The sequence below is a fragment of the Pandoraea sp. LA3 genome (assembly GCF_022696215.1).
In the GTDB taxonomy this organism is placed as follows: domain Bacteria; phylum Pseudomonadota; class Gammaproteobacteria; order Burkholderiales; family Burkholderiaceae; genus Pandoraea; species Pandoraea capi.
This window is the reverse complement of sequence record NZ_PTPY01000035.1, coordinates 74,488-98,802: the sequence shown is the minus strand read 5'-3', so window position 1 is coordinate 98,802 and position 24,315 is coordinate 74,488. Positions and strand designations below refer to the sequence as shown.

The window sequence follows — 24,315 nt, the reverse complement described above, 5'->3', positions numbered from 1 at the left end:
ATCGGCTCGGTTGCCCCTTGGGCAGCATGTTCATCCGTCGCAAGTGTGAGTTCGCACTTCACCTAGTAATTCACACGTAGTCAGCATCTCGTTTCACGGCGCCGCGCCTGGCGTCCTCTCCAGCAGTAACCTCGGTTGAAATCCCCTATTTCTGTTTGACTTATCCGCATACGCGGAGGGCCTCCTTTCGACCATCTTATTTAGGATACCTACATGAATATCAAACAAGGAAAACCACCCCTCTTCCCAACAGGGACCGTCCTGGCCACAGCCGGAGCTCTCGAGCTGATCGAAAAAACAGGGACAAATGCAGTGGAGTTGCTCATGCGTCACGTAAGTGGCGACTGGGGAGCTGTGTGCGAAACGGATGCGTTGTTGAACGACTTGGCCGTCGTCGCCGGGGAGCGAGTTCTCTCTTCGTACGTAATCGGCCCATCACATGAACGAATCTGGGTCATCACAGAAGCAGACCGCAGCTCGACCACGTTGCTCCGGCCCGAGGAGTACTGATGCCGTTCACCGTGCAAAAGCTCCACCCGGCACTCCGGGCCGGTCTACGGCTGACGATCGCTGGATCGAACGCTCCGATGTTTAGCTTTCAGGGGAGTTTCGACTCATCATGCGCGCTGCATGCCGCGGCGATGGCGCTTACCGTGCATCAATGCATGCCCAACCCCTTGCGTCCTTCATCAAGACATTCTGCAGACCAGCAGGAGTTTCTGCACCGCATAGGACAGTTCTGGCAATCAGGAATCACGCTGGTGCAATTGTCCAATCTGCTTGGGAAATTGCGTCTGGGCTTGAAACCGACGCACTTCGAAGGGGCGCACCCCGACGTCATTCAGTTCTGCGCGCAGCAAATGCTCGAAGGATGCCCGGTCATTCTTTATTTTCATGAATGGCATCGCACGGTACAGCACGCAGCACTCGTCGTCGGCGTTGAAGGGGACCAACGACGCGGGGCATTGTGCCCCCACACCCTTCTGCTAATCGACGCTGCCGAATGCGAGCCGTGCTTGGCTGCGTACAACGCCAGATTGACATGGTGCTCCGAGGACGCGTCGGCGAGCACGCGCGCGCTTTACGAAACCGCATTCCAGCGAAGCAAGATTGTTGCAGTGGGTGCGATCGCTGTCAAAAAGCGCCGCCCGAGTACGGACAGACGCGACAAGCCGCCATAACGCTGATCACAACACAGCCAACCGCACCGGGTCACTACTGCCCAACAAGTTTCGAACCGCAGCGTCTCGTTGATCGATCACATTTTCAAACTCTCAAGGATGTCAAAATGACTCATCCCGCTGAAAACAATGACTCACAAGAATCCACTTCGCCCCAACCACGTCGCAGTCGTATCGGGCGATGGATTTGGGCCATCATTTGTGTAATCGTCGCATTCTTTGCCGCGTCGGTCTATCTGCCACACCAATCGCACGCTTTTGCAATCAAAGTTCTGAGTCTGTGGATGGCCGGAAGTGTTCTCGGCTACATCGGCGTGCGCCTTGGCGACGGGGTACGACGCGTCATGCAGCCGGACGTGCTAGTCACAAGCGCTAGGATTTCCGAAGCTATGTGGACGCGCATCTGTTGGGCAATCGGTCCACAGACCGTTGGGTTGTATCTGGGTGCAGTGACCGGTACGAGCATCTTGGCTGACTGGATCAGTTGATCCGCAACGAGATGCTGAATTTGGCTGTCAATTTGTCATGACGAAAGCATGGCTTCGGAAGCATCTATGCGCAGCAGAAATTTGATCAAATGACAAACTGATATGTGGCTACTCCCCCCGCGAATCGGTGACTCGTGGGGGACACACTGCGAATGTGACCGAACGTTTGTCGAGCTTCCTGCTTACAGCGCGACAGGATGCCAACTTGTCTTGCATACCGGATGTCAGAATGACATGGTCCGTCAGGGGGAACAGAATACGCAGAAGACGATGACAAACTGGGTATACAGAGCATGCCGCTACAGCCCGACCGATACCTGTCATCCGGCGACGACAAAAAAGCTCACCAGAATGTGGGGGCTGAAATCCGTATCACTTGGGACAAAGGGGGCTGACGGCTAAGCTAGGCCTCACGGGTTCCAGATGCCCACTTCTAGGGAAATCCCGCGCATGTCGACTTCAAACGGTGGATCCATTAGATGGCCAGCGAATCGCATAACATCGATCAACAGCCGACCAACCGCCGATCAATCGCCACGCAAACCTCTTCGATGAGGTCTGCTTTGATCGCATCGAGCTCTTCCGTTTTCGCCAATTTGAGTTTTCTGACACCGAATGACTCGATCAACTCGACGCCATCGAACGGCGTGACTTCGATAGTCACGTCCCACAAAGTCGCGCGCTCGCCGATAGTGATGTCAACGGCGCACCCGCGATACAAGAAGTTGATGGACGACATGATTTGAGCGGCTTCCTGGAGTCGCCAAGTGTCCATGATAGTACAAACGAAATTCTGCGAATCACCACAAGAGGCTGAGGATGGATAGATGAGCAGCTATCTCTCCATGCTCGAACTCGCAAAGCTGACCGCAAGCAACGCTAACCGACGGGGCCCCATGTGCCGCACGGTCCCACTCACACATCTGCTTCTCGTCTTCAATGACACTCGCAGGCACCGCCCAGTAGGACTTGAGCACCCTCTCCTGCCCATCTTGTACGTACGCCAACGCATGTGAATTTGCGGCCACATAGGCTCCTGGCCCCGGTTCCGGGAGATTTATAATGTATAAGTTACCCCTGTCATTGCTCGCGCGATAGCGTCCACAGATTGCGCTCGTCGCCGAAACGCTTCTCATACTTCGGAGCAAGCGCGGCACCAACGTCAATATCAGCTCGGTGGCAAGACGCAAGACGTTTCCGATCCACACGGCCTACGTCGGCACCAAGTTCGCGGTGCATGGACTCTCGGAGAAGCTTCGCGAAGAACTGTCGACCCATAACGTGCGTGTCGTGACCATCGCGCCCGGTGCAGCGGAAACCGACCTTCTCAGCCATAAGACCGATCAGAGAATCAAGACGGGCTACGAGGCTTGGAAGACGGAGATGGGCGGCAAGGTGCTGGCCGCGGAGGACATGGCCAATGCCGTCTACTACGCGTATGCCCAACCGGCCGGCGTGTGAATTCGCGAGATCGTGCTCGCGGCAACGCGTCTGCATGCCTGACTCGCACGCCCCCCGTGCTACTCACCCGCGTTGCGAACGGCCCAACGCCCCCCGGCCAATGCCGTGAGCGTCAGCAGCAGTGCAAATGATGTCACGGCACCCGCCAATCCGACGACATCGATCAGATACCCGGCCATGACCGAAAGAAGGCCCGCCGGAACGTAGCCACCGATACTGAGTACGGCATTGGCTTGCGCGCGATTTCCATCGTTCACGTGCAGGCCGATCAAGCTCAGACCGCCAAGCTGCCCCAGTCCCTGGCCCATCCCGGCGAGCAATGCGGCCAACACGAGCGCCGGAACCCATGACAGGTAGATCGCGCCAAGGAGGCAGATCATGGACAGCATCGTCGCGAGCGCACTCGTTGCAAAAAACCTCCGAACGGCCCATTGCCTCACCAAAAACTGTATGCCGACGGCCGCAAAGAACATTGCACAGGCCATACTTCCGGCCAGCAAGGGGCTTCTCATGCCCAGGAGTCGAGCCAGGAGTGACGGCCCAAGCGCCAGGACGAACGAGGTCGCCGTAATACCGGGTCCGAACACGGCAATGCCACACAGCACCTGAACGCGATTCTCTGCGGGCACGCGCGGCAAACGCAACGGTCCTGAGCTGGCCCCCGCCCCCTCACCCGCTCTTGATACGGATGCCGACGCGTTGTGGCGACGGTCCACTACCCGCAAGGCCACCATCAATGCGCTGACCAGCACCAACGACTCGACGAGGAAAATGGGACCCACAGGCTTCTCCAATTTCTGCGCGAGCGCCCCGGCAAGCAACGGCCCCAGCCCTGCGCCCAACACCATGGCGATGGAAGCCAGCAGCGCGGCATGACGTTTTTGCCGCTCCCCCCGCCGCGTCGACCACGGCAGCCATTCCCGCCGACACAATGACCCCAACGGCCACACCTGCCAGCAATCGCCCCAAGGCCAGCATGTAGACCGACGTGGCGCTGGCAAACAGACCGCAAGCGACCAATGCGGCGATGAGCCCCGGCACCAGGACAGGCTTTCGACCGTAGCGATCGGATAGCTGCCCCGCGACGAGAAGCGTGCCAAACAAGCCCGCGATGTAGAGCGCGAAAATGACCGTCAGCACGCCGGAGGAAAACCCCATTTGCGCTTGCCAGTACACGTAGAGCGGGGTCGTCGAGTTCGACAACATGAAGACGGCGCTCACCATCCATGCCGCGCGCCACATGCGCGATGCCGAGGGCTGTTTTGCCGATACCAACAAGGGAGAGGTCATGACTTCCTTCAGTACGAGTTTTTTCGAACTATACGTCAGTTCGAAAAAACTCGTACTGGTGTATAGTTCGAAAGATGAAGAAAACCAAGCTCCCCCTGGCACCGACGACCGTTGCCGAAGATGAACGTGCCGACCTTCCACCGCCACTGGATGAGCCGGCGGTCGAAGCACTGCAACTGGAAGCGATTCTGGGTGCGCTTGCCGACCCGCTGCGCCTGACCATCGTGCACATGCTGCTTTTGCACTCGGACGCCTATGACCACACGTGCGGTTGGTTCGGCTTCGACCGGCCGAAGTCGTCGCTAACGCATCATTTCAAAGCGTTGCGAGAGGCCGGTCTGATTCGTCAGCGTCAATATGGCTTGGAGCGTCGCAGCCGTCTGCGCACAGAGGATCTCAATGCCCGTTTTCCCGGCTTGCTTGCATTGGTGGAAAATTGGCAACCGCCGGGTCGGACGCCGGCGTCCCTCGGGCCGACACCCATCGCGCGACGAGTGCCGTCATGAGCGGCACGCCGATCGTCGTCACGACCACACACGACGCCACGAGCAGCGTTGCGCTTTTCGCAGCCTCTGCATAGACCGGATTGGCCGCAGCGACAATGGCCGGCACCGCTGCCGCATTCCCCGCCGTGCTGGCAGCGGCCACACCGGCGATGCCATTGCCGCCGGTGAGTCTGTCGGCAATGAAAAGCACGATGCTCCCCACCACCAGTACGAACACGCCGAGGCCGATGCCCAACAGGCCCGCGCGCCAGACGTTATGCAGGTCGAGCCCACCGCCTAATGCGAACGCGAAAAACGGCAACATGACCGGCACTGCGGCGCTCAAGAAACGGCGCATGTCACGATCCAGATTGCCGAGCACCATCCCGGCCATCAGCGGCAGTATGCTGCCCACGAGCGTCTGCCACGGAAAGGTCGACAATCCGGCAATACCCAGCGTCACCATGGTGAGAAACGGTCCCGACTCAAGTGACATGATCGAGTAGGCCCCCACGTCTTCCGGCTTGCCGTACTGGCCCATCAGCGCCATGTAGAGGCCGCCATTCGTGTCGTTCATTGCGGCCACGATCGCCAGTACGGACATACCTGCCAGCCAGCCCGCCGCGACAGGCTGTTCGCCCCACAACCGACCGAGCACTACGCCGCAGGCGATGGCGATGAGCACCTTCGAGCCGAACAACACCCCGCCCTTCTTGATGACGTAAGGCGTGGAACGCAGGCTGATGCCGGCCCCCATGCATACGTAGAAGACAGCCATGATCGGCAGCGCGCCGGTAAAAAGCGCGCCGGTAAATGAGCCGAATGCCTTGGGCACGTTGGGAAAGAAGGTAGCGACGATGGAGCCGAGCAACAGCGGCACGATCATCATGCCGCCGGGAATGCTTTCGATGGAGGCTTTGATGGGGATGTTCTTCATGGGGGACTTCCTGATTGGATAGCTTTACGGTGTTACTCGCCGGCCGAGCCGGCGGTGTGCGATGTCAATGCCGACGGGAACGTCAGCCCATACTGCGATTCGAAGGGTGCCAACGAGGCCGCGATGGCGGGATGCAGGCGCACGCCGCGGATCAACTGATCGCGCTTGCACTGCTGCCCTGCATGTCCCGGCATGCGCACCCGCGCGGTCCCCGGCACGGGTGGGTTGCTCACGCAGGCGTCGATGATCCAGTCGATCTGCCGCGTGAATTCAGGCATCCCCGCAAATGCGTCGATGTCGTAGAGCGTGAGGCACACGGCGGCACCCGGCCCCTGCGGCGGATCGGCTCGCCCGAACCCACCGAGCGCCGCCGTCAGCGCTTCGACCAGCAGCGCAAGCCCGAACCCCTTATGGCCCGATGCCATGCCGCCCAGCGGCAAAATGGTGCCCGGCGGTGTCTGCCTGAGCACGCGCGGATCGGTGGACGCCTCGCCCTGCGCATCGAGCCAGCAGGGCTGCTCGGCCGTCTGGCCTTGCGCGATCATTCGTGCGCTCATCGCGTTCGTCACGATCGATGCGGAGATGTCGACAAGAATCGGATCGCCACCGGAGGGAATGCCGATGGCGAAGGGGTTCGGCGTGAAGACCGCCTTGCGCCCGCCGAATGGCGCTACGCTCGCTGACGGCGGATAAGGGTCCGACGTCGCGAGCAACAGCACGAATCCGGCCGCCGATGCGCGGGCGAGATACGCCGCCAGGCAAGCGATGTGATGACTGCGACGAATGACGAGCGTCGCCACGCCGTGTTCTCTCGCCTTCGGCATGAGCGCATCGAGTCCTTTATGGACGAGCCACGGCCCAGGCAGACGCTGTCCATCCCAGAGCAGCGTCGCCCCCCGCTCGGCGACGACGACAGGCTCGCCGGTGCCACGCATGGAACCGCTTTGCAGCTCCCTCAGATAGCCCGCCAGTTGCGCGAGACCATGCGTATCGTGTCCGAGCAGATCGCCTTCGACCAACGTACTGGCCACGGCATCGGATTTCTCAGGTTCCATACCCGTGGCGCACAACAGGCGCGTGGCATGTTCGGTGAGCGCAGCGGCGTCGTACAGCGGGAGATCGCTCTGGCCGCGCGTCGAATCCAGGGTGGGGGAGGCATTCATAAGCAACGTTGAAAAAAGCCGGGACGCCCGACGCGTTCGACGGCACTCGCCATCGAACGAGGACGCCGCGGGGAAATCACCGGTTCACGACAGCAGCCGGCAGCCGAAAAATAAGGAGCGCGCCGATCGTCATGCAGGCGCAGATGAGACCGATGCCCAGATGAGTGCTATGGGTCAGATCCTTCGTGTAACCCATCAGATAGGGACCGAAGAAGCCCGCAAGATTGCCCAGCGAGTTGATGAGTGCGATCCCTGCCGCCGCAGCGATACCGTCGAGGAAAGCTGCGGGCAGGCTCCAGAACAGCGGCACGGTCGTGAGCCCGCCGGCGGCCGCAAGCGCGAGCCCGACCATGGCGATCACGAGGTGATGTCCGAACACAGCGGAGATGATCAGCCCCACGATACCCATCGCTGCGGTGAGGGCAAGGTGCCAGCGGCGTTCGCGACGGCGATCTGCGCTACGCGAGATGAACACCATGGCCGCCACGGCGCAGGCATAAGGCACCGCAGTGAGCGCGCCGACCTGCAATGGGTCCGTGATACCGGCCGTCGCAATGAACGAGGGCAGCCAGAAACCCACGGTATAGAATCCCGCAACCATACAAAAGTAAATCAAGGTGAGCAGCCAGACCCGCTTGTCGCGGAACACGGCACGCAGCGACACATGCGCCTGATGACGCGCATCGGCCGCAACCTCGGCAGCGAGCAGGCGCTTCTGACTTTCGCTCAGCCACGTGGCGTGCTCCACACGATCGGTCAGCCAGAAGAGTGCCGCGACACCGGCGATCACCGAGGGAATGCCTTCAAGGACGAATAGCCACTGCCATGCGGAAAACGGATGGGCGTCGCGAAACGTGTGCAGCAAATAGCCGGAGATCGGCCCGCCGATCATGCCCGAGAGCGGCACACCGAGCGCGAAGATCGCAAACATCTTGCCGCGTCGATGCGTGGGATACCAATACGACAGATACAGGATGACGCCGGGATAGAAACCGGCCTCGGCAACGCCCAGCAAGAATCTCATCACGTAGAAACTCGTGGGCGTGGTGACGAATGCCATGCCGGCGGAAATCACCCCCCAGGAGATCATGATGCGCGCGATCCAGACCCTGGCACCGACCTTATGCATGATGAGATTGCTCGGAATCTCAACAAAGAAGTACGCCAGAAAGAATATCCCCGCGCCGAGTCCGTACACGGTATCCGAGAACCGGAGATCGGCCATCATCTGCATCTTGACGAAGCCGACGTTCACGCGATCAAGATAGGACAGCAGATAACAAGCCAGCAGAAACGGAAGAATTCGCCAGGTGACCTTTGCATAGGTACGCTCGACGAAATCCTCGGCAGCAGGTGCCAAAGTGAGGTCAGCCACGGGTGTCTCCTGATTATTTTTTTGGATGTTCGGGCGTCGGGGGTTCGGTAATGCGCGCAACGGGTGCGACGTGCGCCGGCGGGCCGGGTCGATCGTCCCGGCCCGCTGACATCACGTCGATCCGATTACACGATGACGCTCAATTGCCACGGCACGAATTCGTCCTGGCCGTAACCGTGAATCTCGCTGCGAGTACGTTGCCCGGATGCTGTCGCCAGCATGAGTTCGAAGAGTTCTGCGCCGAGCGCATCGATGGATTTGCCACCGTCGAGCACTTCGCCGCAGTTGATGTCCATGTCGTCGCTTTGACGCGCCCACAATGCGCTGTTCGTGGCGAGCTTGAGCGACGGCGAAGGTGCGCAGCCATAAGCCGAGCCTCGCCCGGTGGTGAAGCAGATCATGTTCGCGCCACCGGCAACCTGCCCCGTCGCGGAGATCGGGTCGTAGCCTGGGGTATCCATGAAAACGAGCCCGCGAGCACGCACCGGTTGTGCGTACTCATAGACCTCCACGAGGTTCGTCGAGCCCCCTTTCGCGATACCGCCCAGTGACTTCTCCAACACCGTGGTCAGTCCGCCCGCCTTGTTGCCGGTCGACGGGTTGTTGTCCATCGATGCGCCATTGCGCGCGCAATAGCGCTGCCACCACTCGATGCGCTCGACCAGTTTGCGGCCGACATCGGGCGACACGGCCCGACGCGTCAGCAAGTGTTCGGCACCGAAGATTTCCGGTGTTTCCGACAAGATGGCGGTGCCGCCCTGCGCGACGAGACGGTCGACCGCCGCCCCCAGCACAGGATTGGCGGTAATACCCGAGTAACCGTCGGAGCCACCGCATTGCAGACCGATGGTGAGATGACTGGCGGGCACGGTCTGGCGTCGAACCCGGTTTGCGCCCGGCAGCATCTCCCGGATCGCGGCGACGCCATGGGCAACGGTTTTCGTCGTCCCCCCTGTGTCCTGAATCGTAAATGCCTGCAAGCGTGCCGACGCAGTGAGCCCTTGCGTTTCGAGCAGGCGCGAGACCTGATTCGTTTCACATCCCAGACCAATCACGAGCACCGCTGCGAAGTTGGCATGGCAAGCGTAGCCACCCAGCGTGCGTTGCAGGAGCGCCAGTCCCTCGCCCTGCGAATCCATCGCACAGCCGGAACCGTGAGTGAGCGCCACGACACCGTCGACGTTCGGATAATCCGCCAGCGCTTCCGGGTGGATGTCACGTCGGAACTGGTCGGCAATGGCTCGCGCCACGGTCGCCGAACAGTTCACGGACGTGAGAATGCCGATGTAGTTGCGGGTGGCAACGCGCCCGTCTTCACGCACGATGCCCTCAAAGGTGGCCACCGATGCGCTAACGGGCGTCACCCGTGCATCTTGCGCGAACGCATAGTCGCGCGAGAAGTCGTCGATGACGAGGTTGTGCGTGTGCACGTGCTGCCCCGGACGAATCGGTTGGCTGGCAAAGCCGATGATCTGCCCGTAACGATGCACCGGCTGACCCACGACAATCTCGCGCGTCGCCACTTTGTGCCCCGGCGGAATCAGGCCGGAGACGGTGACCCTTTCCGACTCGATCACTGCGCCCGACATAAGCTGGTCGAGCGAGACGACCACGTCGTCGTCGGCATGCAGACGAATCACACGTGCAGCGGGCAACGCTGCGGGTTCGATGACGACGCTCATGCGCAGACTCCTCGGACAACGCGTTGAAAGAGAGCGCTCGACGACATCCGCCGACGACGACAGATGCTCTGCGAAAAAATGCCTTGAATCATGATGCGAACCTTAATAATGACTTTTGCCTTCATTGGTCATTAATATAAATGACTTTTGTCAGCCAAAGTCATTATGGTTTTCCCTGAGCGAATATTTCCTAACGATGCGTGTGTCCGGCAAAATACGTGTCATGAAGCGAAACTCCTCTTTGTCCATGCCGCTTGACGACATCCCCACTTCGTCCGCCGCCGCGCCCGACGCCGACTCGCAGGTACCGGTCTACGCGCGGGTCGCGGGCATTCTGCGCGACGCAATCGGCCAGGGCACGCTGGCACCGGGCATCGTGTTGCTCGAGGAGCCGTTGTCTCAATTGCTGGGAGCCACGCGCACGCCAATCCGTCAGGCACTCCAACAACTGGAGCAGGACGGTGTGGTCAGTCGTTTCGACGGGCGAGGCTATCTGGCGGGCGCACCGGGTGTCACCGTCCGACGCGTGGCGATCACGCCGGACATGCTCGGTCTGGATGGCGGGGCGAGCCCGATTCGTAAAGTGCCGCGCTGGGAATTGATCTACAACGAGGTCGAGCGCGAGCTGATCCACCTGTCGGTGTTCGGGCGTTACCGGGTGAATGAAGTCGAGCTGGCACGTCATCACGGCGTGAGCCGAATCGTGGCGCACGACGTGATGCTACGTATCGAGAGTCTGGGGCTAGCGGAAAAGGACGAACGGCAGCGCTGGGTCGTCAGCCCGCTGGACGACGCGCGCATCGTTCATCTGTATGAACTGCGATGGCTGCTGGAGCCGGCGGCCTTGCAGGCGGCTGCCGCTCACATTCCGGCAACGGAATTGCGCGAGATCGCCGCACGGCTTCGCAGCGCCATGCGCGACTATACGCATGCCACGCGGGAAACGTTCGACGCTCTGGAGCACGATTTGCACGTGCGCCTGCTGTCCTATTGCCCGAATGCAGACCTGCTCAAGAGCCTTCAGCGCACGCGTGGTGTGCTGATGCTGAGCAAGCACGTGCTCGGATTCACGGCACCGATGCCGCCCCGCAAGGACACATTTCTCGCCGAGCATCGCGACATCCTGAACGCCGTTCAGGAAGAGGACGTCCCGCTCGCCGCCGCACGTTTGCGCGAGCACCTTCAGGCGTCTTGCGAAAAGGTACTGCTGCGCGCAAAACACGTTCGCACGCATTACGCGCAGCCGCTGCCCGGCTATGTGACCGAGCGATAAGCACGCCAAACGCATGCCATAAGCGCGCCGGCTAGAATCTACGCCGGCATCCGTTCCCGCATTTTCAACACGTAGTGCGTGCACAGGAACGCACATGCGGCGGCAATCGTCACCGTCATTGCCGGAATGGCCTTGTTGCCTGTCGCATGAATCAGATAGGTCGTGATGGCCGGCGTGAAGCCACCGAGCACGAGCCCGAGACCGTAGGCGAAGGAGAATCCGCTGGTTCGCACGTGCATCGGCATGACTTCCACCAACGTGACGATCAGAGTGCCGTTGTACATACCGTACAGGAACGAGAACCAGAGGTCTGCGATCAGCAGCCGCTCGAACGATGGTCCGCCGACGAGCCAGTGCATGACCGGATAGACCGTCAGGACAGCAAGCACGGTCGTGCTCATGAGCATCGTGCGACGGCCGAACCGATCCGACAGCGCCCCACTCATCGGTTGCCAGAGAAAGTTCGTGAAACCCACACACAAGGTGACGAGCAGCGCAGCGCCATCACTCAACCCAAGCACGTCGCGTCCGTAGGTCGGGGTATAGGCCGTGATCGTGTAGAACGACACCGTCGTCATGACCGACATACCGATACTGCCCAGAATCAACTGCCAATGCTGCGCAATGGAACGCAGAATCTGACCGAAACTGGGATGATGCTTTCGGGAGAGGAACGCTTCCGTTTCTTGCAGCGAGCGACGAATGTGCAGCAGGAACGGCACGATCAGGCAACCAACGAAGAATGGCACGCGCCATCCCCAATCGTTGATCTGCTCGGTGGACAACGTACGGTTGAGCAGCAGCCCGGCGAGCGCCGCCACCATCACGGCAATCTGGGTGCTGGCCGACTGCCATGCACAATAGAACCCCTTGCGCCCCGGTGGCGCAATCTCGCTGAGATATACCGAAACGCCGCCAAGTTCTACGCCCGCAGAAAAACCTTGGAGCAAGCGCCCGAGCAATACGAGCGTCGGTGCCAGCACGCCGATACTCGCATAGCCCGGTACTGCGGCCACGAGCAGCGTGCCCAGCGCCATGAGCGAGAGCGTGAGCATCAGCCCTTTGCGCCGTCCGTGCCGATCGACGTAGGCCCCCAGAATCACACCGCCCAGAGGTCGCACGAGAAATCCCGAACCGAACACCGCCAGCGAGAGCATGAGAGACGCGAATGAACTGCTCGCCGGAAAAAACGTATGCGCGATCTCCTTGGCGTAGTACCCGTACACCATAAAGTCGTACATTTCGAGGAAGTTGCCACTGATCACCTTGATCGTCGCACTCAATCTCGACCCTCGGGCCGCCTGCGGTGCGGCGACATCGTTCGTCATTACCGGCAAAGTCTCTTCCATGTCTGTCTCGTCCTCTTGGCTGCTTTTCGATTTTTCTTGTCTTGTCATCTTGTCTTACGAGTCGGCACGCTGACGCTTCAGCGCAGTCCGTCTCGCGGAAAATCAGGCGGCTGCACCGCAATCGGTGCTCGGTCGATACACCGCGTTGATCGCGCTCGCTTGCCGGGCATTCAAGCATGTCGCCCCACGAAACCCCAACGATCGCGAGCGTTGCAGCATCTCGGTGAAATGTTCGATATCACCGAATGCCTTCACCGATCCGAGATGACCGAGAGGCACGACGCCATTGGCGAACGCCGCGACGATCATTCGCTCCTTGACCCGCACTAACAGGTCGCTGTCGCTGGGAATTGCCAATTCGGCGGCAAGATCTTCCGCGCCGACGTTGATGGCGACGACGCGCGCGCACGCCCCCGCCACAGCCTCGATGTGCGCGATCGCGTCCGCTGTTTCGATCATCGGAATGAGGCCGATGCCACCGATGGGCAGGCCACGCTCACGTTCGAGGAAGCCGACGAATTCGTCGATGAACTGCACGTAGGCGGCACTGTTGACTTTGGTCAGCATGATCGCGTCGACGCCTGCGATCACTGTCGCCTCAAGATCCCTTACCAGTAGATCCAGACGACGATTCACCCGCACAACGACGTGACGCTGCGCCCGGCGAACCGCAGCGATATCGGCGTCGACGTGCGCACGCGCGTGTGACTTGCGCTCGGCGGGAACAAAGTCTTCCAGGTCGACGATGATGGCATCCACCTCGGTGTGACATGCCTCGGCAAGCTTCTGACTGTCTGCGCCCGGAACGTAAAGCAGCGAAACCCACGTCGAAACGACATTCTTCATGATGCGTGAACCCCTGGGGGGAATGGTGAAGCACGGAGGCTTACGATAGAGACTTCACGCAATGCACGAAAGCTAATAGTTTTCACGATGGGGCGTGAAAAATTTTCCACATGCACCGATGTCCATGAGTACGTACAGAGGCAGTGGACGTGCAGGGCTCACGTCACGCACAGCGGCGGCGGCGGCGGCGGCGCGCAAATTGGAATATCCGGCGACGTTTTAGCCGCGATGGCCCGAAACGATGCCGGGGACGCTGGTGAAATCGGCAAGACGCATTACGATGCCCTTCATCACGCTGATGATGCGGCGGCTGTCGTCTCGCCGCCAGTCGATGCAATAGCGCATGTCGGGTAACGGCGGAACGCTGGTGAGTTCCACGAGATGCCCGCGCTCGACAAGGGGCCTTAAGTAATGACGCGGAAACACGCTGATGCCGACGCCCGCGATCGTCAGCTCGGCGAGTGCATGCAGACTGTTGCATGTCAGCGCGTGCGGCAGTTCCAGCTTGTGTTCGGCAGCCCAGCGATGGACCAGGGCACTCAGATGCGCCTCCGGGGCGAGACTCACGACCGGATGCGCCAGAAAATGCGCCGGCGTGAGCGTCGTGCCGGAAGCCAGACGATTGGGCGAGGCCGCCCACGAATACGCCAGTTCGCAGATTTCCTCACTCGCCAGGCGGGGTGACGACGGCGGCCCGGGAATGATCGCGAAGTCGAATTCTCCTCGCTCCAGACGCTGCTCACAGCGATAGGTCAGATCGACGTGCGGTGCCAGCACCAGCTCGGGATGCTGTGCCCGAACATGCGTGACGAAGCGAGGAAACCACGTGGTCGCAACGAGTTCGCTAATGCCGAACCGGCAGGTGCCGCGCAAGGCATCGTCAAGCAGATCGTCGCGAATGCGGGTTTCGACGTCCAGCATCTGACGGGCATGACCGAGCAGACGATGCCCCGCGTCAGTGAGCGTTACGCGAGGCGTCGTGCGATCGAACAACTGGCGGCCGATATCGGACTCCAGTTCCTGAATCCGTTTGGAAAGCGACGACGGGGTGACGCTGAGCCGGTTGGCTGCCACGGCAAAACTGCCGTGCGTAGCGGCCCAGTAAAAAGCTTCGAGTTGCTTGAGCGTCATGTCGTGCCGGGTAGTGCCTGAACGTCCCTGCGGCGAACTTGAACCGTACATTGAGAACTCGTGCCGCCCCTGTCCTCAACCATCGCATCCGGCGAGCGCCGGACGCTCGATGATAGTCCCGACGCCCTTGTTCGCACAACGCATCGCCGCCCTCGCTCCTCTCGACACCGCTATCGCTGCGGTTTTCCCAACATGCATTTCCCATACATCACCCGGTTGCTTCCCGACAAACCGGGGCATCCTCACGCCCGAAGCAAGACGCTTTCCTGACGCTCAACTGCGTCGGCATCGAGCCATTCGCGCAACGCCGCAGGCGTCGCGAAGCGGCCCGCAGGGAAGCCGCCCTCGTCGGCATGCGTTGGTGTATCGCGCGTCACGCCGAGGCTGGCGAGGGTCTCGCAAACGTCTGCCATCGCTTTGGCCGCCGCTGACGGCAACCACTGCGGCAAGCTGATCCGACGCACCCCCAGGCCACGCAGACGCTCGATCGATTCGCGCAGCGTGGTGCTCGCCCTTAACGGGTGCTGCGTCGAGACACTGATCGAAATCGGCACATCTCGGGCGGTATCGACGAGCGATGCGATTTGGGCGTCGTCGATGGTGCCCATCGGCAGAATCACGTCGGCACCGGCGGCGATGTACTCGGCAATGCGCGCACGCGTTGCGTCGATCCCTTCGACAGGCAAGGCATCGGTGCGCACGATGAGAATGAAATCGTCGTCGCGACGCGCCTCACATGCAGCCTCGATCTTGCGAACCATCTCCCGCACAGCGACGACTTCGGCACCGCTCCCGCTACCCCAGCGACGCGGCGTTACCTGATCTTCCAGATTGACGCCGGCGAGCCCCGCTTCCTCAAACAACCGAATCGTGTGAAAAACGTTGAACGGATTTCCGTAACCGGCATCGGCATCGGCGGTGAGGGGAATGTCGATCACGCGGGCGAGACGGCGGCAATGCTCGACGTTTTCCGTCACGCTCAATACGGCAACGTCGGGCAGCCCCAGCAACGCATGAGAGAGTACGGCACCGCTCGTGCATGCGCTGGGGAAACCGGCCGTCTGGACGATCTTCGCCGCATAGGCGTCATGAATGGCGGGGGCCACGATGAACTGCCCGCTGTCGAGCAGCGCTCGCAGTGACTTTCGTTTTTCGTTCAACATTGAAGTATCCGGCATGTGGGCCGCCGAAACGCGTTCGGCGATCCCGGGATCAGGGGTGATGAATCAGGGAGTCGGCGATCAGGGCGATGCCGTGAGCGACGGGCGGGCATCGACATGAGGAGCCGCATCGGGTTTGCGTGTCCTGGGGACGAAAACCATGAAGCAGATCACGCCCCCGAGCAGCATCAACCCAACCGTGGCGAAGCCGCCATAAAGATTGCCGGTCACCGCATTGGCGCGCGCCACGATCAACGGGCCGGCCGCGCCACCGAACTGCCCTAGTGCGCTGATGAGACCGATGCCCAAAGGGGCAATCCGGCGGTCGAGCCATGCCGGAGGAATGGTCCAGAACAGACTCAGCACCCCGTAGCCACCGATGGTGCCGAGCGAGAGCAGGACTGCCGTTAGCGCGGTGCTGTGCCGGGTGAGCGCTATCAGCAAATAGGCCGCAGCGGACAGCGCGCCACAGCCGATGATGTGCCAGCGACGCTCCTGAAGGCGGTCCGAACTCTGACCGACCAGAAAGATGCCGAGGGTCGCACCGACAGACATCGCGCCGCTGATCCAGCCAATCTGCCCAAGCGATGCGTGGCTCACGTTGCGCAACAGCGTGGGCAACCAAACCTGGTTCGTATTGAAACTCGTGACGGTGAAGTAAATCAGCGCGAGCAGATAGATGCGTGGGTCGCGAAGCACCTCGCCGACCGTGGCCGACGATTGGCTGCGTTGCGCCCGATCCTGTGCCAGATCTTTCGCGACGGCGCGCTTCTCGTCGTCCGATAGCCAACGCGCGTGCTCTGGCGAGCGTGGAAGCACGAACAGCGCGAGTACTGCGGCGACAATCGCAGGCGGGGCCTCGCACAGGAACAGCCATTGCCAGCCGCGCAGCCCGTGCAGGCCGTCGAAACTCTGCATGATCCAGCCGGAGAGCGGCCCGCCGAAAATGCCCGAGAACGGGATCGCAATCATGAACGTCGTCATGGCACGTCCCCGATAGCGATCCGGGAGCCAATAGCTCAGATACAGCACGACACCCGGGAAGAACCCCGCCTCGGCGGCACCGATTAGAAAGCGCAGCGTATAGAGCCAGTATTCGTGCATCGTGAACGCCATGCCCGCGGTGAAGATGCCCCAAAGCAGCATGATCCGAAACAGCGTAGCGGGCGCGCCGATGCGCGTAAGCAGCAGATTGCTGGGCACTTCGAAGAGCACGTAGCCGATGAAGAACACGGCAGCCGCGATGCCGAACACGGTTTCATCGAGATGCAGATCGTGCAGAAACTGAAGTTTGGCGAACCCAATGTTCACCCGCTCCAGATAGTTGATGACGTAGCACAGGAAAATGAATGGAATGATCCGCCAGAGGATCTTTCGGTAGGTCAAATGCAGCGGGGTCAACGCGTGTCTCCGGACTTTTGGCGATAGCCTTGTGGCGCTTGCGCGGTGACGGTCAAGACCGCAGGGCAAGCTGTGCCGACAAGGTAGCCGCGCGTATGCGCGTTGCCAACCGAAGAATTCTCTCGATAACGTGTCGTAAAAGGAAACCAGCACGCCGGGGGCCCTATGACACCCGAGAACACCCGATAACGCCGTATCCACATGCGTCGCGGTCATATGCTGACGACTCTATCGTCAACGTGAGGTGCAATGGCGACGCAACTTAAGACTTTCCGAATGAATGCACTCAGTCGGCCAGTTCCATGAGCCATTTTTCCGCGTAGTTCTGCCCGTATGCGCGAGCATCGCACCGCGTTGCAAACGTTTTCTCATAAAGCTCGCGCCGGTAGCACGACTGTCGACAGCCGACGCGCTCCCTTCCGAGCTTCGTCATAGGGATTAGCGCACGCTTCTCGAACCGATTCCGGGCCTTGGTTCACGACCTCGGATACGCGAAACAGACCTCGAACGAAAAAGCGCGTCGAATGCTGGGATGGTCGCCGCGCGCCCCTCGCGAAGCCATCGTTGCTGCGGCACGGGGCATCGTGGCAAGTGACAATACCGGCCAGTAGCCAATACGCTAGAGGACATCAGTCCACGGCAGCGCGCTTGTGTTGTCTCAATCCCACCAAGACGACAAAAAGCGAGGGAATCGACAACCCTATTGAACGGGGTTGTTCGGTCGGCGGCATCAGTGGCGCGGCAAAAGCTACGCCGCTACGCAAACCGCTTGGACGCGCTCTCGCCGCGTTCTTGGCGGTCATCGAGTGTAATGTCGGGGCGCATGAACGTTGTCATGACGATCCCTAGCGCGAGCAAGCCCAGCGAGCCGATGAACGGCAACGTCCAGTTGCCTGTTCGATCGACGACAAAGCCGAAGACGATCGGAGAGAAAATACCCGCCAGCGCCGACCCGGCGTTCACCAGCCCGCTTGCAATGCCGACATAACGCGGCGTAATGTCCATCGGCACCGCCCAGATCGGTCCCACGGTCATCTCGAGGAAAAAGAAAGCCAGACTGATAAATACCGCCATCAAAGGCAACGACTTGACGAAAATCACGGGCACGAGGCACAGGAATGCCCCGAGAAACGAGAACATGATCACGTTGCGGCGCGCGGCCACGACATTTCCCGTCAGCTTGAGTACTTTGTCGCTGACGACCCCGCCGACCGTGTTGCCAACGACTCCGGAGAGAAAGACGCCAGCGGAAAACAACGCCGACTTCGTTAGGTCAAGCCCCCTGCCATGCATGAAAAACGTGGGTAGCCAGGTGAAGAAAAGCCACCCGGTCCATCCGTAGCAGAAGTAGACGAACATGGTCGGACCTACCCGCTTCACGAGCCGCAGCCAAGGAACCGGTGCACGCGCCTGATCGCGGACAGCCGGCATGGCGGGCGGCAGCGTGGCTTCCTCCGAGGACGTCATGTGTCGGTGAGCACGCGGGTCGTCCTTGAAATACCAAGCGCACACAAGCACCCACACTAGCGTCAACGCACCGACCATCAGGAACGACGCGCGCCACGAGGTCAGCGTCGTGAGCAACGCGACGATCGGCGGCGTGAGTGCATTACCCAGCCGCGAGAAGGAATGCGTGAGCCCTTGCACGAATCCCCGACGACCGACCGGGAACCAGTTGGTCAGCGCGCGCGCTTGCGCCGGAAGCGCCGCCCCCTCACCCACGCCTAGCAACATACGCGCGCAGAAGAGCGAAACGATACCGCCGGCCAACCCGGTAGCGACGGTCGCGACGATCCAGATCGAGGCGCATAGCACCAGCGTCACCTTCGATCCGAACCGGTCGCTGACCCAGCCGCCTACGATCTGAAAAATCGCGTAAGTGTAGGAAAACGCAGCGAACACGAAACCGATTTCCGTATTGCTGAGATGCAGATCGTCACGAATCAACCCGGCCGCCGCCGAGAGGTTGACCCGATCGAGATACATGATGAACGACATCGCACACATGATGGCGAGTATCGACCGACTGACGTTTCGTTGGCGCAGCATTGTCTCTTCCTTGTCGTTATGTTCAGCACGTTTTGGGGCCACCGGCCGCCTGTCAGGTGCCGACTACCGTGCGGGCCGCCCGAGCGGCGACGGCAGACCGATTCGATAGACCTCGCACGCCGTATCGTGGAACAGCGCGCGTTGTTGGTCAGGCGTATGGCTGGCCACAAGGGACTTGAAGCCGGCGTAGATGTCGTCGTAGCTCGCACAAAGGCTATCGACCGGAAAATTGCTGGCGAACATTACGCGAGGCGCACCGAACATCGCAATCACTTCGCGCACGATCCATGCCTGATCTTGCGCACGCCACGCCCGACCGGCCTGTCCCAGACCGGACACCTTGACACGCGCGTTGGGCATTTCGGCGAAACGCCCCATGGCGGCATGCCACGCACTCAACCCCGCCTCACTGCGCTCGGACGGCAAACCCGCGTGGTTCAACACGATCAGCGTTTCGGGGAAATCGCGGGCGAGCAGCACCGCATCGTCCAAATGCCACCATGGTGTTTGCAGATCGAAGTGCAAGCCGTACCGGTTCAGTAGCGCATACCCCCGGCGCCATGACTCGCTGCGCATCAACGACGGCTGCGTGGCGGCGTCTTGCGGCGTCGATGCGCGCCCCGGTTTATGTCGCACGCTGCGCACCAACGCGAAGCGCGCCTGCTCATGCAGCACAGCGTCGATATCGTCGCGATCGAGCCATGCCTGTGCGACGACGGCGTTGGGCAAACCGTAACGCGACGCAATATCGTGGATGTATCGCGTCTCGCCGATCGGGTCCTTGGGATTCCACTCTGCCTCCACGTACACCGTACCGACGATCCGGTGATGTCCGGCATCTGCCAACAGGTCCGGTGGGAGATACGGCCGTTTTATCGCATCGTAGTTGCCATATCGAAACGCAAGCCTCGCCTGCGGCGCGAGCCAGGGAAGCCTATCGCCCTGCGGCTCCCAGAAGTGCTGGTGTGCATCGACAATCGGTCCGTCATAAATGGACGGCACGTCGCCAGCGCCCTGATGTCGTGCGTTCATCGTGCGGCCCCGTAAGCTTTGGGCTCGTGAATCGTGATAGCAACGCTTGCCAGCACGTAGAGCGCGGCGCACGCGGCGAAGTAAAGGAACATCGCCGTGTAAGTGCCGGTGATCTGCAAGATGAAGCCGGCGACGATCGGTATCGCGATGCCGCTAGCACTGCCGGCAAAGTTCATCCAGCCACTCACCATGCCCACGCGATGCGGCGGCGCGAGCAGTGCGGGCAGACTCCAGTAAAGACTGCCGAAATACAGCAGGAAAAGCATCGTGCATAGCACCGCGACGGCAACGACAACATTCGACAGAAACGGCAGCACCACGAAAGCGCAGAGCGTGCCGACACCGCTGATCGACAGCAGACTCTTGTAGACGACCGAGCGTCGCATGCCGCGAATGTGCATGGTGTCCGCAAGCCATCCACTGCAAAGCGAGCCCAGCATGCCGGCAGCGAACATCAGAAACGTCACCCCGCCCAGTTCCTTCAGATTCATATGCCGGGCCTGTGCGAGATAGCTCGGCCCCCAGGTCAGCAACCCGAAATTGATCATGGCCCACGCCGCCCGGCCAGTGAGAATTGCGCCCATCGAACGCCGAGTCAGGACGAACCCGGAAGCGTTGCTGTCCATCACGCTAGGCGCTTGCGATCCGATCAGCGAAAGCTCTTGCTCGTTGACCCCCGGATGAAGTGATGGCTTGTCGCGCAGATATCGCCATGCCACCAGCCCCAGGACCATCGTCGCCAACCCTGCGACCGCAAATGCCGCACGCCACGAGTTCAGTTCCGAAATGAGCCACGCAATGATCGCCCCGCCGATGGCCGCTCCCAGCGGCGCGCCGCTATCAAGCAGCGTCGCACCGCGCCCCCGCTCCCTCGGCGGCAGCCAACTGGCGCTGAGCTTCGCCCCTGCAGGGAAGAGCGGCGCCTCCAACCCTCCCAAGCCGATTCTGCAAAAAAACAAGGACATTCCCCCCGTGGCGAATGCCGCGAGCGTCTGAAAAAAACCCCAGCCCACGGTCGCTCCTGTTAGGACCGCGCGCGGACCGTAGCGATCCAGCAACCAGCCCCCGGGAAGCTGAAGCAACATGTAGCTCCAGAAGAAAGCGCTGAGTATGAGCCCCTGCATTACCGGCGTCAGCCCGAACTCCGCAGAGATCGTTGGCATGGCAACCGACAAGGTGGTCCGATCGACGAAGTTGACGACCACGACGGCAAAAACTACGAGAAAGATTCGCCATCTCACCGATGAAGGCGCTTCGATGTCTGCGAGCCCGACGCCTATCGGGTTCTCCAGCTTGTCGGATACCGGTTTCATTGCTTGTCTCCTATGACCCGATGCGGGTTCTTTTAGGTATTTTTGGATTGTCTTTCGCGCAACAACGACCGCAATATCAATGATTGTCGCGAGGAACGCGCGAACCACTGCTGCCTGTGAGGAAATCCAGATCGGCCCCCTCGTGCGCCTGAGTAACGTGGTCGATGTAGAGTTTCACGTAACCCCGGTCCGCATGCGGTGCGGGCGGTTGCCAACCGGCGCGTCGACGCGCCAGTTCGACATCGTCGACAAGGAGCTCCAGCGTGCGCCCGGGCACGTCGAGCCGAATGAGGTCGCCGTCGCGCACGAGCGCGAGCGGCCCTCCGACGGCCGCTTCGGGAGACGTGTGCAATACGACCGTGCCGTAAGCCGTGCCCGACATCCGTGCGTCCGAAATCCGGATGAGATCCTGAATTCCCTTGCGCAAAAGCTTGGGCGGCAGTGGCATGTTGCCGACCTCGGCCATGCCCGGATATCCCTTGGGCCCACAGTTTTGCAGCACCATCACGCAGTGCTCGTCAATGTCCAGCGCGTCGTCGTTGATCCGCTCATGCAGATCTTCGATAGATGAGAAGACGACGGCCCGACCGGTGTGTTGCAGCAAATGGGGCGATGCGGCCGACGGCTTGATGATGGCGCCGTTGGGGGCAAGATTCCCATTGAGCACCGCGATACCCGCCTCGGGTTTGAATGGCTCGTCCGACGCGTGAATAACTTCGGGACGCCAGCACTTGGCGTCTGCTACGTTTTCACCCAGCGTCCTGCCGTTCACCGTCAATGCATGTTTGTGCAACAACCCTTTCGATGCGAGTTGCCTGAGCACGACCGGCAGCCCCCCCGCCTCGAAGAAGTCCTCCATCAGATACTTTCCCGATGGCATCAGGTTGACAAGGCAATCCACCTCCCGGCCGAGGCTGTCCCAATCGGAGAGGGTCAATGCGATGCCGACACGTCGGGCTAGTGCCAGCAAATGCACCACAGCGTTGGTCGATCCGCCGATGGCTGCGGTCGTGCGAATCGCATTCTCAAACGCCTCGCGCGTGAGAATGCGCGAGAGCGGCACGTCCTGCCGGACCAGATCGACGATTTGCCGCCCCGCCGCACGCGCGAGCACCTTGCGCCGCGAATCCACCGCAGGAATCGCGGCATTGCCCGGCAGGCCGACGCCCATCGCTTCCACGAGGCATGCCATCGTTGATGCGGTCCCCATCGTCATGCAATGACCGTTGGAACGGTTCATCGCAGCCTCGGCCTCGTGAAATTGTTCGAGGGTGATGGTCCCTGCACGCAACTGCTCGCTCATGGAGATCGTGTTGGTACCTGAGCCAATGGTGTGCCCCTCGTAGTACCCGCGCAGCATGGGACCGCCAGACACGCCAATGGTGGGAATGTCGACGCTCGCGGCGCCCATCAGCAGCGCCGGTGTTGTCTTGTCGCACCCCATCAGCAGCACGACGCCATCGAGGGGATTCGCGCGCACGCACTCTTCGACATCCATCGCGGCCAGATTGCGATACAGCATTGCGGTCGGCCGCATCATCGTCTCGCCCAGCGAGAGGACCGGAAACTCCAAAGGAAAGCCCCCGGCCTCGAGAACCCCGCGCCGCACATGCTCGGCAATATCCCGGAAATGCGAGTTGCACGGTGTCAGTTCGGACCAGGTGTTGCAGATACCGATTACCGGTCGGCCTTCGAACTGATCCTGGGGAATGCCGTTGTTTTTGAGCCAGGAACGGTAGTAGAAGCCCATCTTGTCCTGGCGATCGAACCAGGCGCGACTACGCAGAGGTTTTGAAGCTGTCATGAGTCTTGCACCGCAGTGAAATGTGTCATCGATGGCTGGTTCAGACGTGCGATCTCGAGCCACAGCCCGCAATGATCGACTTCGCCCGAGCGCGCCACAAGTTCGTGAAAAAGACCAGTCACCGTCTGAGCGGTGGGCGCTGAAAAATCGTGCTGCGCGGCGACCTCCATCGCATTGCGGAGGTCCTTCAGCTGCATCGTGGCTCTGGCCCTCGGCGAAAAATCGCCGTCCACCATGCGAGTGCCGTACAGTTCGAGCACCCGACTCTCGGCAAGACCGCCGCGTATCGCCCGCACCACATTCCCGGCGTTCGCACCGCCACGCGCCGCGAGTTGCAAGGCTTCGGCAACGGCCGCGATATTGACGGCGACGATCATCTGATTGGCCAGCTTTGCCAATTGGCCGCAACCGTGCGGCCCGACATGCGTTGCCCGTCCCATAGGTTCGAACACCAAATGCAGCGCTTCGACGTCGACGGCATCGCCTCCGACCATAATGGCCAGCGTTCCCGCCTGAGCCGCCACCACGCCGCCGGAGACCGGCGCATCCAGGTAGCGAAGTCCCATGCCCATCAGGCGCTGCGCGTGATCCCGTGCTTGCGACGGCTTGATCGAGCTGGTGTCGATAACGATTGCGCCCGGCTTCAGTGCTTCAGCCACCCCGTCGCCGAACAGCAACTGCTCTACGACGTCGCCGTTTTCGAGCATCGCAATGAGCACGTCTGCGCCACGCGCAGCTTCCGCCGGTCCGGCCGCCACGAACGCGCCGTCGGTCGCCAGAGGCAGCGCCTTATCAAGCGTTCGGTTCCAGACGCGCACATCGTGGCCCGCCCCTAACAAGCGACGAACCTGGTGCGCCCCCATGAGACCGGTTCCCAGGAATGCAATCTGCATAG

Annotated in this window: 22 protein-coding genes; 4 read left to right on the top strand and 18 right to left on the bottom strand. The window is 61.0% G+C overall.

Annotated features, from left to right (window positions below; genetic code table 11):
* Positions 1–213: 213 nt before the first annotated feature.
* Together C5N93_RS15720 and C5N93_RS15715 are read left to right on the top strand one after the other, a co-directional pair.
* Entirely contained in the window at positions 214–510 is a 297-nt protein-coding gene (locus tag C5N93_RS15720) for a hypothetical protein (RefSeq protein WP_242560003.1), read from the top strand.
* Entirely contained in the window at positions 510–1,181 is a 672-nt protein-coding gene (locus tag C5N93_RS15715; RefSeq protein ID WP_242560002.1) for a hypothetical protein, read from the top strand. Before C5N93_RS15720 ends, C5N93_RS15715 begins: the two co-directional genes overlap by 1 nt.
* Positions 1,182–2,174: 993 nt before the next feature.
* On the opposite strand, the gene C5N93_RS15710 is transcribed toward C5N93_RS15715, so the two are convergent.
* Positions 2,175–2,408: a hypothetical protein gene (locus C5N93_RS15710; RefSeq protein WP_242560001.1), complete on the bottom strand. Its 234-nt coding sequence runs from the start codon at positions 2,406–2,408 to the stop codon at positions 2,175–2,177.
* A gap of 368 nt (positions 2,409–2,776) precedes the next feature.
* Here C5N93_RS15710 and C5N93_RS15705 point away from each other — a divergent pair, with 368 nt between their 5' ends.
* A complete protein-coding gene (locus C5N93_RS15705; RefSeq protein ID WP_301232332.1) occupies positions 2,777–3,130 on the top strand; it encodes an SDR family NAD(P)-dependent oxidoreductase in 354 nt (117 codons plus the stop codon).
* Between the two features lie 59 nt (positions 3,131–3,189).
* On the opposite strand, the gene C5N93_RS15700 is transcribed toward C5N93_RS15705, so the two are convergent.
* From C5N93_RS15700 to C5N93_RS15665, 7 genes are all read right to left on the bottom strand, one after another.
* Positions 3,190–3,510 (bottom strand): hypothetical protein, encoded by a 321-nt coding sequence (locus C5N93_RS15700; RefSeq protein ID WP_242559999.1) that lies wholly within the window; start codon positions 3,508–3,510, stop codon positions 3,190–3,192.
* 289 nt (positions 3,511–3,799) lie between these two features.
* Positions 3,800–4,420 carry an MFS transporter gene (locus C5N93_RS15695; protein WP_242559998.1) on the bottom strand — a complete coding sequence of 207 codons (621 nt, stop codon included), beginning with the start codon at positions 4,418–4,420 and terminating at the stop codon, positions 3,800–3,802.
* Between the two features lie 35 nt (positions 4,421–4,455).
* A complete protein-coding gene (locus tag C5N93_RS15690) occupies positions 4,456–4,665 on the bottom strand; it encodes a hypothetical protein (protein ID WP_242560453.1) in 210 nt (69 codons plus the stop codon).
* A gap of 151 nt (positions 4,666–4,816) precedes the next feature.
* Complete coding sequence (locus tag C5N93_RS15680) at positions 4,817–5,842, bottom strand: 2-keto-3-deoxygluconate permease (RefSeq protein WP_242559997.1); 1,026 nt, start codon at positions 5,840–5,842, stop codon at positions 4,817–4,819.
* A gap of 32 nt (positions 5,843–5,874) precedes the next feature.
* Positions 5,875–7,005: an Ldh family oxidoreductase gene (locus C5N93_RS15675; RefSeq protein ID WP_242559996.1), complete on the bottom strand. Its 1,131-nt coding sequence runs from the start codon at positions 7,003–7,005 to the stop codon at positions 5,875–5,877.
* Positions 7,006–7,081: 76 nt separating this feature from the next.
* A complete protein-coding gene (locus C5N93_RS15670) occupies positions 7,082–8,380 on the bottom strand; it encodes an MFS transporter (RefSeq protein WP_242559995.1) in 1,299 nt (432 codons plus the stop codon).
* Positions 8,381–8,505: 125 nt separating this feature from the next.
* Complete coding sequence (locus C5N93_RS15665) at positions 8,506–10,062, bottom strand: altronate dehydratase family protein (RefSeq protein WP_242559994.1); 1,557 nt, start codon at positions 10,060–10,062, stop codon at positions 8,506–8,508.
* A 223-nt stretch (positions 10,063–10,285) separates the two neighbouring features.
* On the opposite strand from C5N93_RS15665, the gene C5N93_RS15660 reads away from it, so the two are divergent.
* Complete coding sequence (locus C5N93_RS15660; protein ID WP_242559993.1) at positions 10,286–11,335, top strand: GntR family transcriptional regulator; 1,050 nt, start codon at positions 10,286–10,288, stop codon at positions 11,333–11,335.
* A gap of 38 nt (positions 11,336–11,373) precedes the next feature.
* Here the strand turns inward: C5N93_RS15660 and C5N93_RS15655 are convergent, their stop codons facing one another.
* From C5N93_RS15655 to C5N93_RS15610, 10 genes are all read right to left on the bottom strand, one after another.
* Positions 11,374–12,663 carry an MFS transporter gene (locus C5N93_RS15655; RefSeq protein ID WP_242560425.1) on the bottom strand — a complete coding sequence of 430 codons (1,290 nt, stop codon included), beginning with the start codon at positions 12,661–12,663 and terminating at the stop codon, positions 11,374–11,376.
* 123 nt (positions 12,664–12,786) lie between these two features.
* Positions 12,787–13,530: an aldolase/citrate lyase family protein gene (locus C5N93_RS15650; protein WP_277990330.1), complete on the bottom strand. Its 744-nt coding sequence runs from the start codon at positions 13,528–13,530 to the stop codon at positions 12,787–12,789.
* Positions 13,531–13,749: 219 nt separating this feature from the next.
* Positions 13,750–14,712, bottom strand: a complete 963-nt coding sequence (locus C5N93_RS15645; protein ID WP_242559991.1) for a LysR family transcriptional regulator — start codon at positions 14,710–14,712, stop codon at positions 13,750–13,752.
* A gap of 191 nt (positions 14,713–14,903) precedes the next feature.
* Positions 14,904–15,824 carry an isocitrate lyase/PEP mutase family protein gene (locus C5N93_RS15640; RefSeq protein WP_242559990.1) on the bottom strand — a complete coding sequence of 307 codons (921 nt, stop codon included), beginning with the start codon at positions 15,822–15,824 and terminating at the stop codon, positions 14,904–14,906.
* A 78-nt stretch (positions 15,825–15,902) separates the two neighbouring features.
* Entirely contained in the window at positions 15,903–17,222 is a 1,320-nt protein-coding gene (locus tag C5N93_RS15635; protein ID WP_242559989.1) for an MFS transporter, read from the bottom strand.
* Between the two features lie 756 nt (positions 17,223–17,978).
* Positions 17,979–19,271, bottom strand: coding sequence for an MFS transporter (locus tag C5N93_RS15630; protein WP_242559988.1), 1,293 nt, complete (start codon positions 19,269–19,271; stop codon positions 17,979–17,981).
* A 63-nt stretch (positions 19,272–19,334) separates the two neighbouring features.
* Positions 19,335–20,303, bottom strand: coding sequence for an amidohydrolase family protein (locus C5N93_RS15625; RefSeq protein WP_242559987.1), 969 nt, complete (start codon positions 20,301–20,303; stop codon positions 19,335–19,337).
* Positions 20,300–21,616, bottom strand: coding sequence for an MFS transporter (locus C5N93_RS15620; RefSeq protein WP_242559986.1), 1,317 nt, complete (start codon positions 21,614–21,616; stop codon positions 20,300–20,302). Before C5N93_RS15620 ends, C5N93_RS15625 begins: the two co-directional genes overlap by 4 nt.
* Before the next feature lie 76 nt (positions 21,617–21,692).
* Complete coding sequence (locus C5N93_RS15615; RefSeq protein WP_242559985.1) at positions 21,693–23,420, bottom strand: IlvD/Edd family dehydratase; 1,728 nt, start codon at positions 23,418–23,420, stop codon at positions 21,693–21,695.
* A complete protein-coding gene (locus tag C5N93_RS15610; protein ID WP_242559984.1) occupies positions 23,417–24,313 on the bottom strand; it encodes an NAD(P)-dependent oxidoreductase in 897 nt (298 codons plus the stop codon). The genes C5N93_RS15615 and C5N93_RS15610 overlap by 4 nt, the downstream gene beginning before the upstream one ends.
* Positions 24,314–24,315 lie beyond the last annotated feature (2 nt).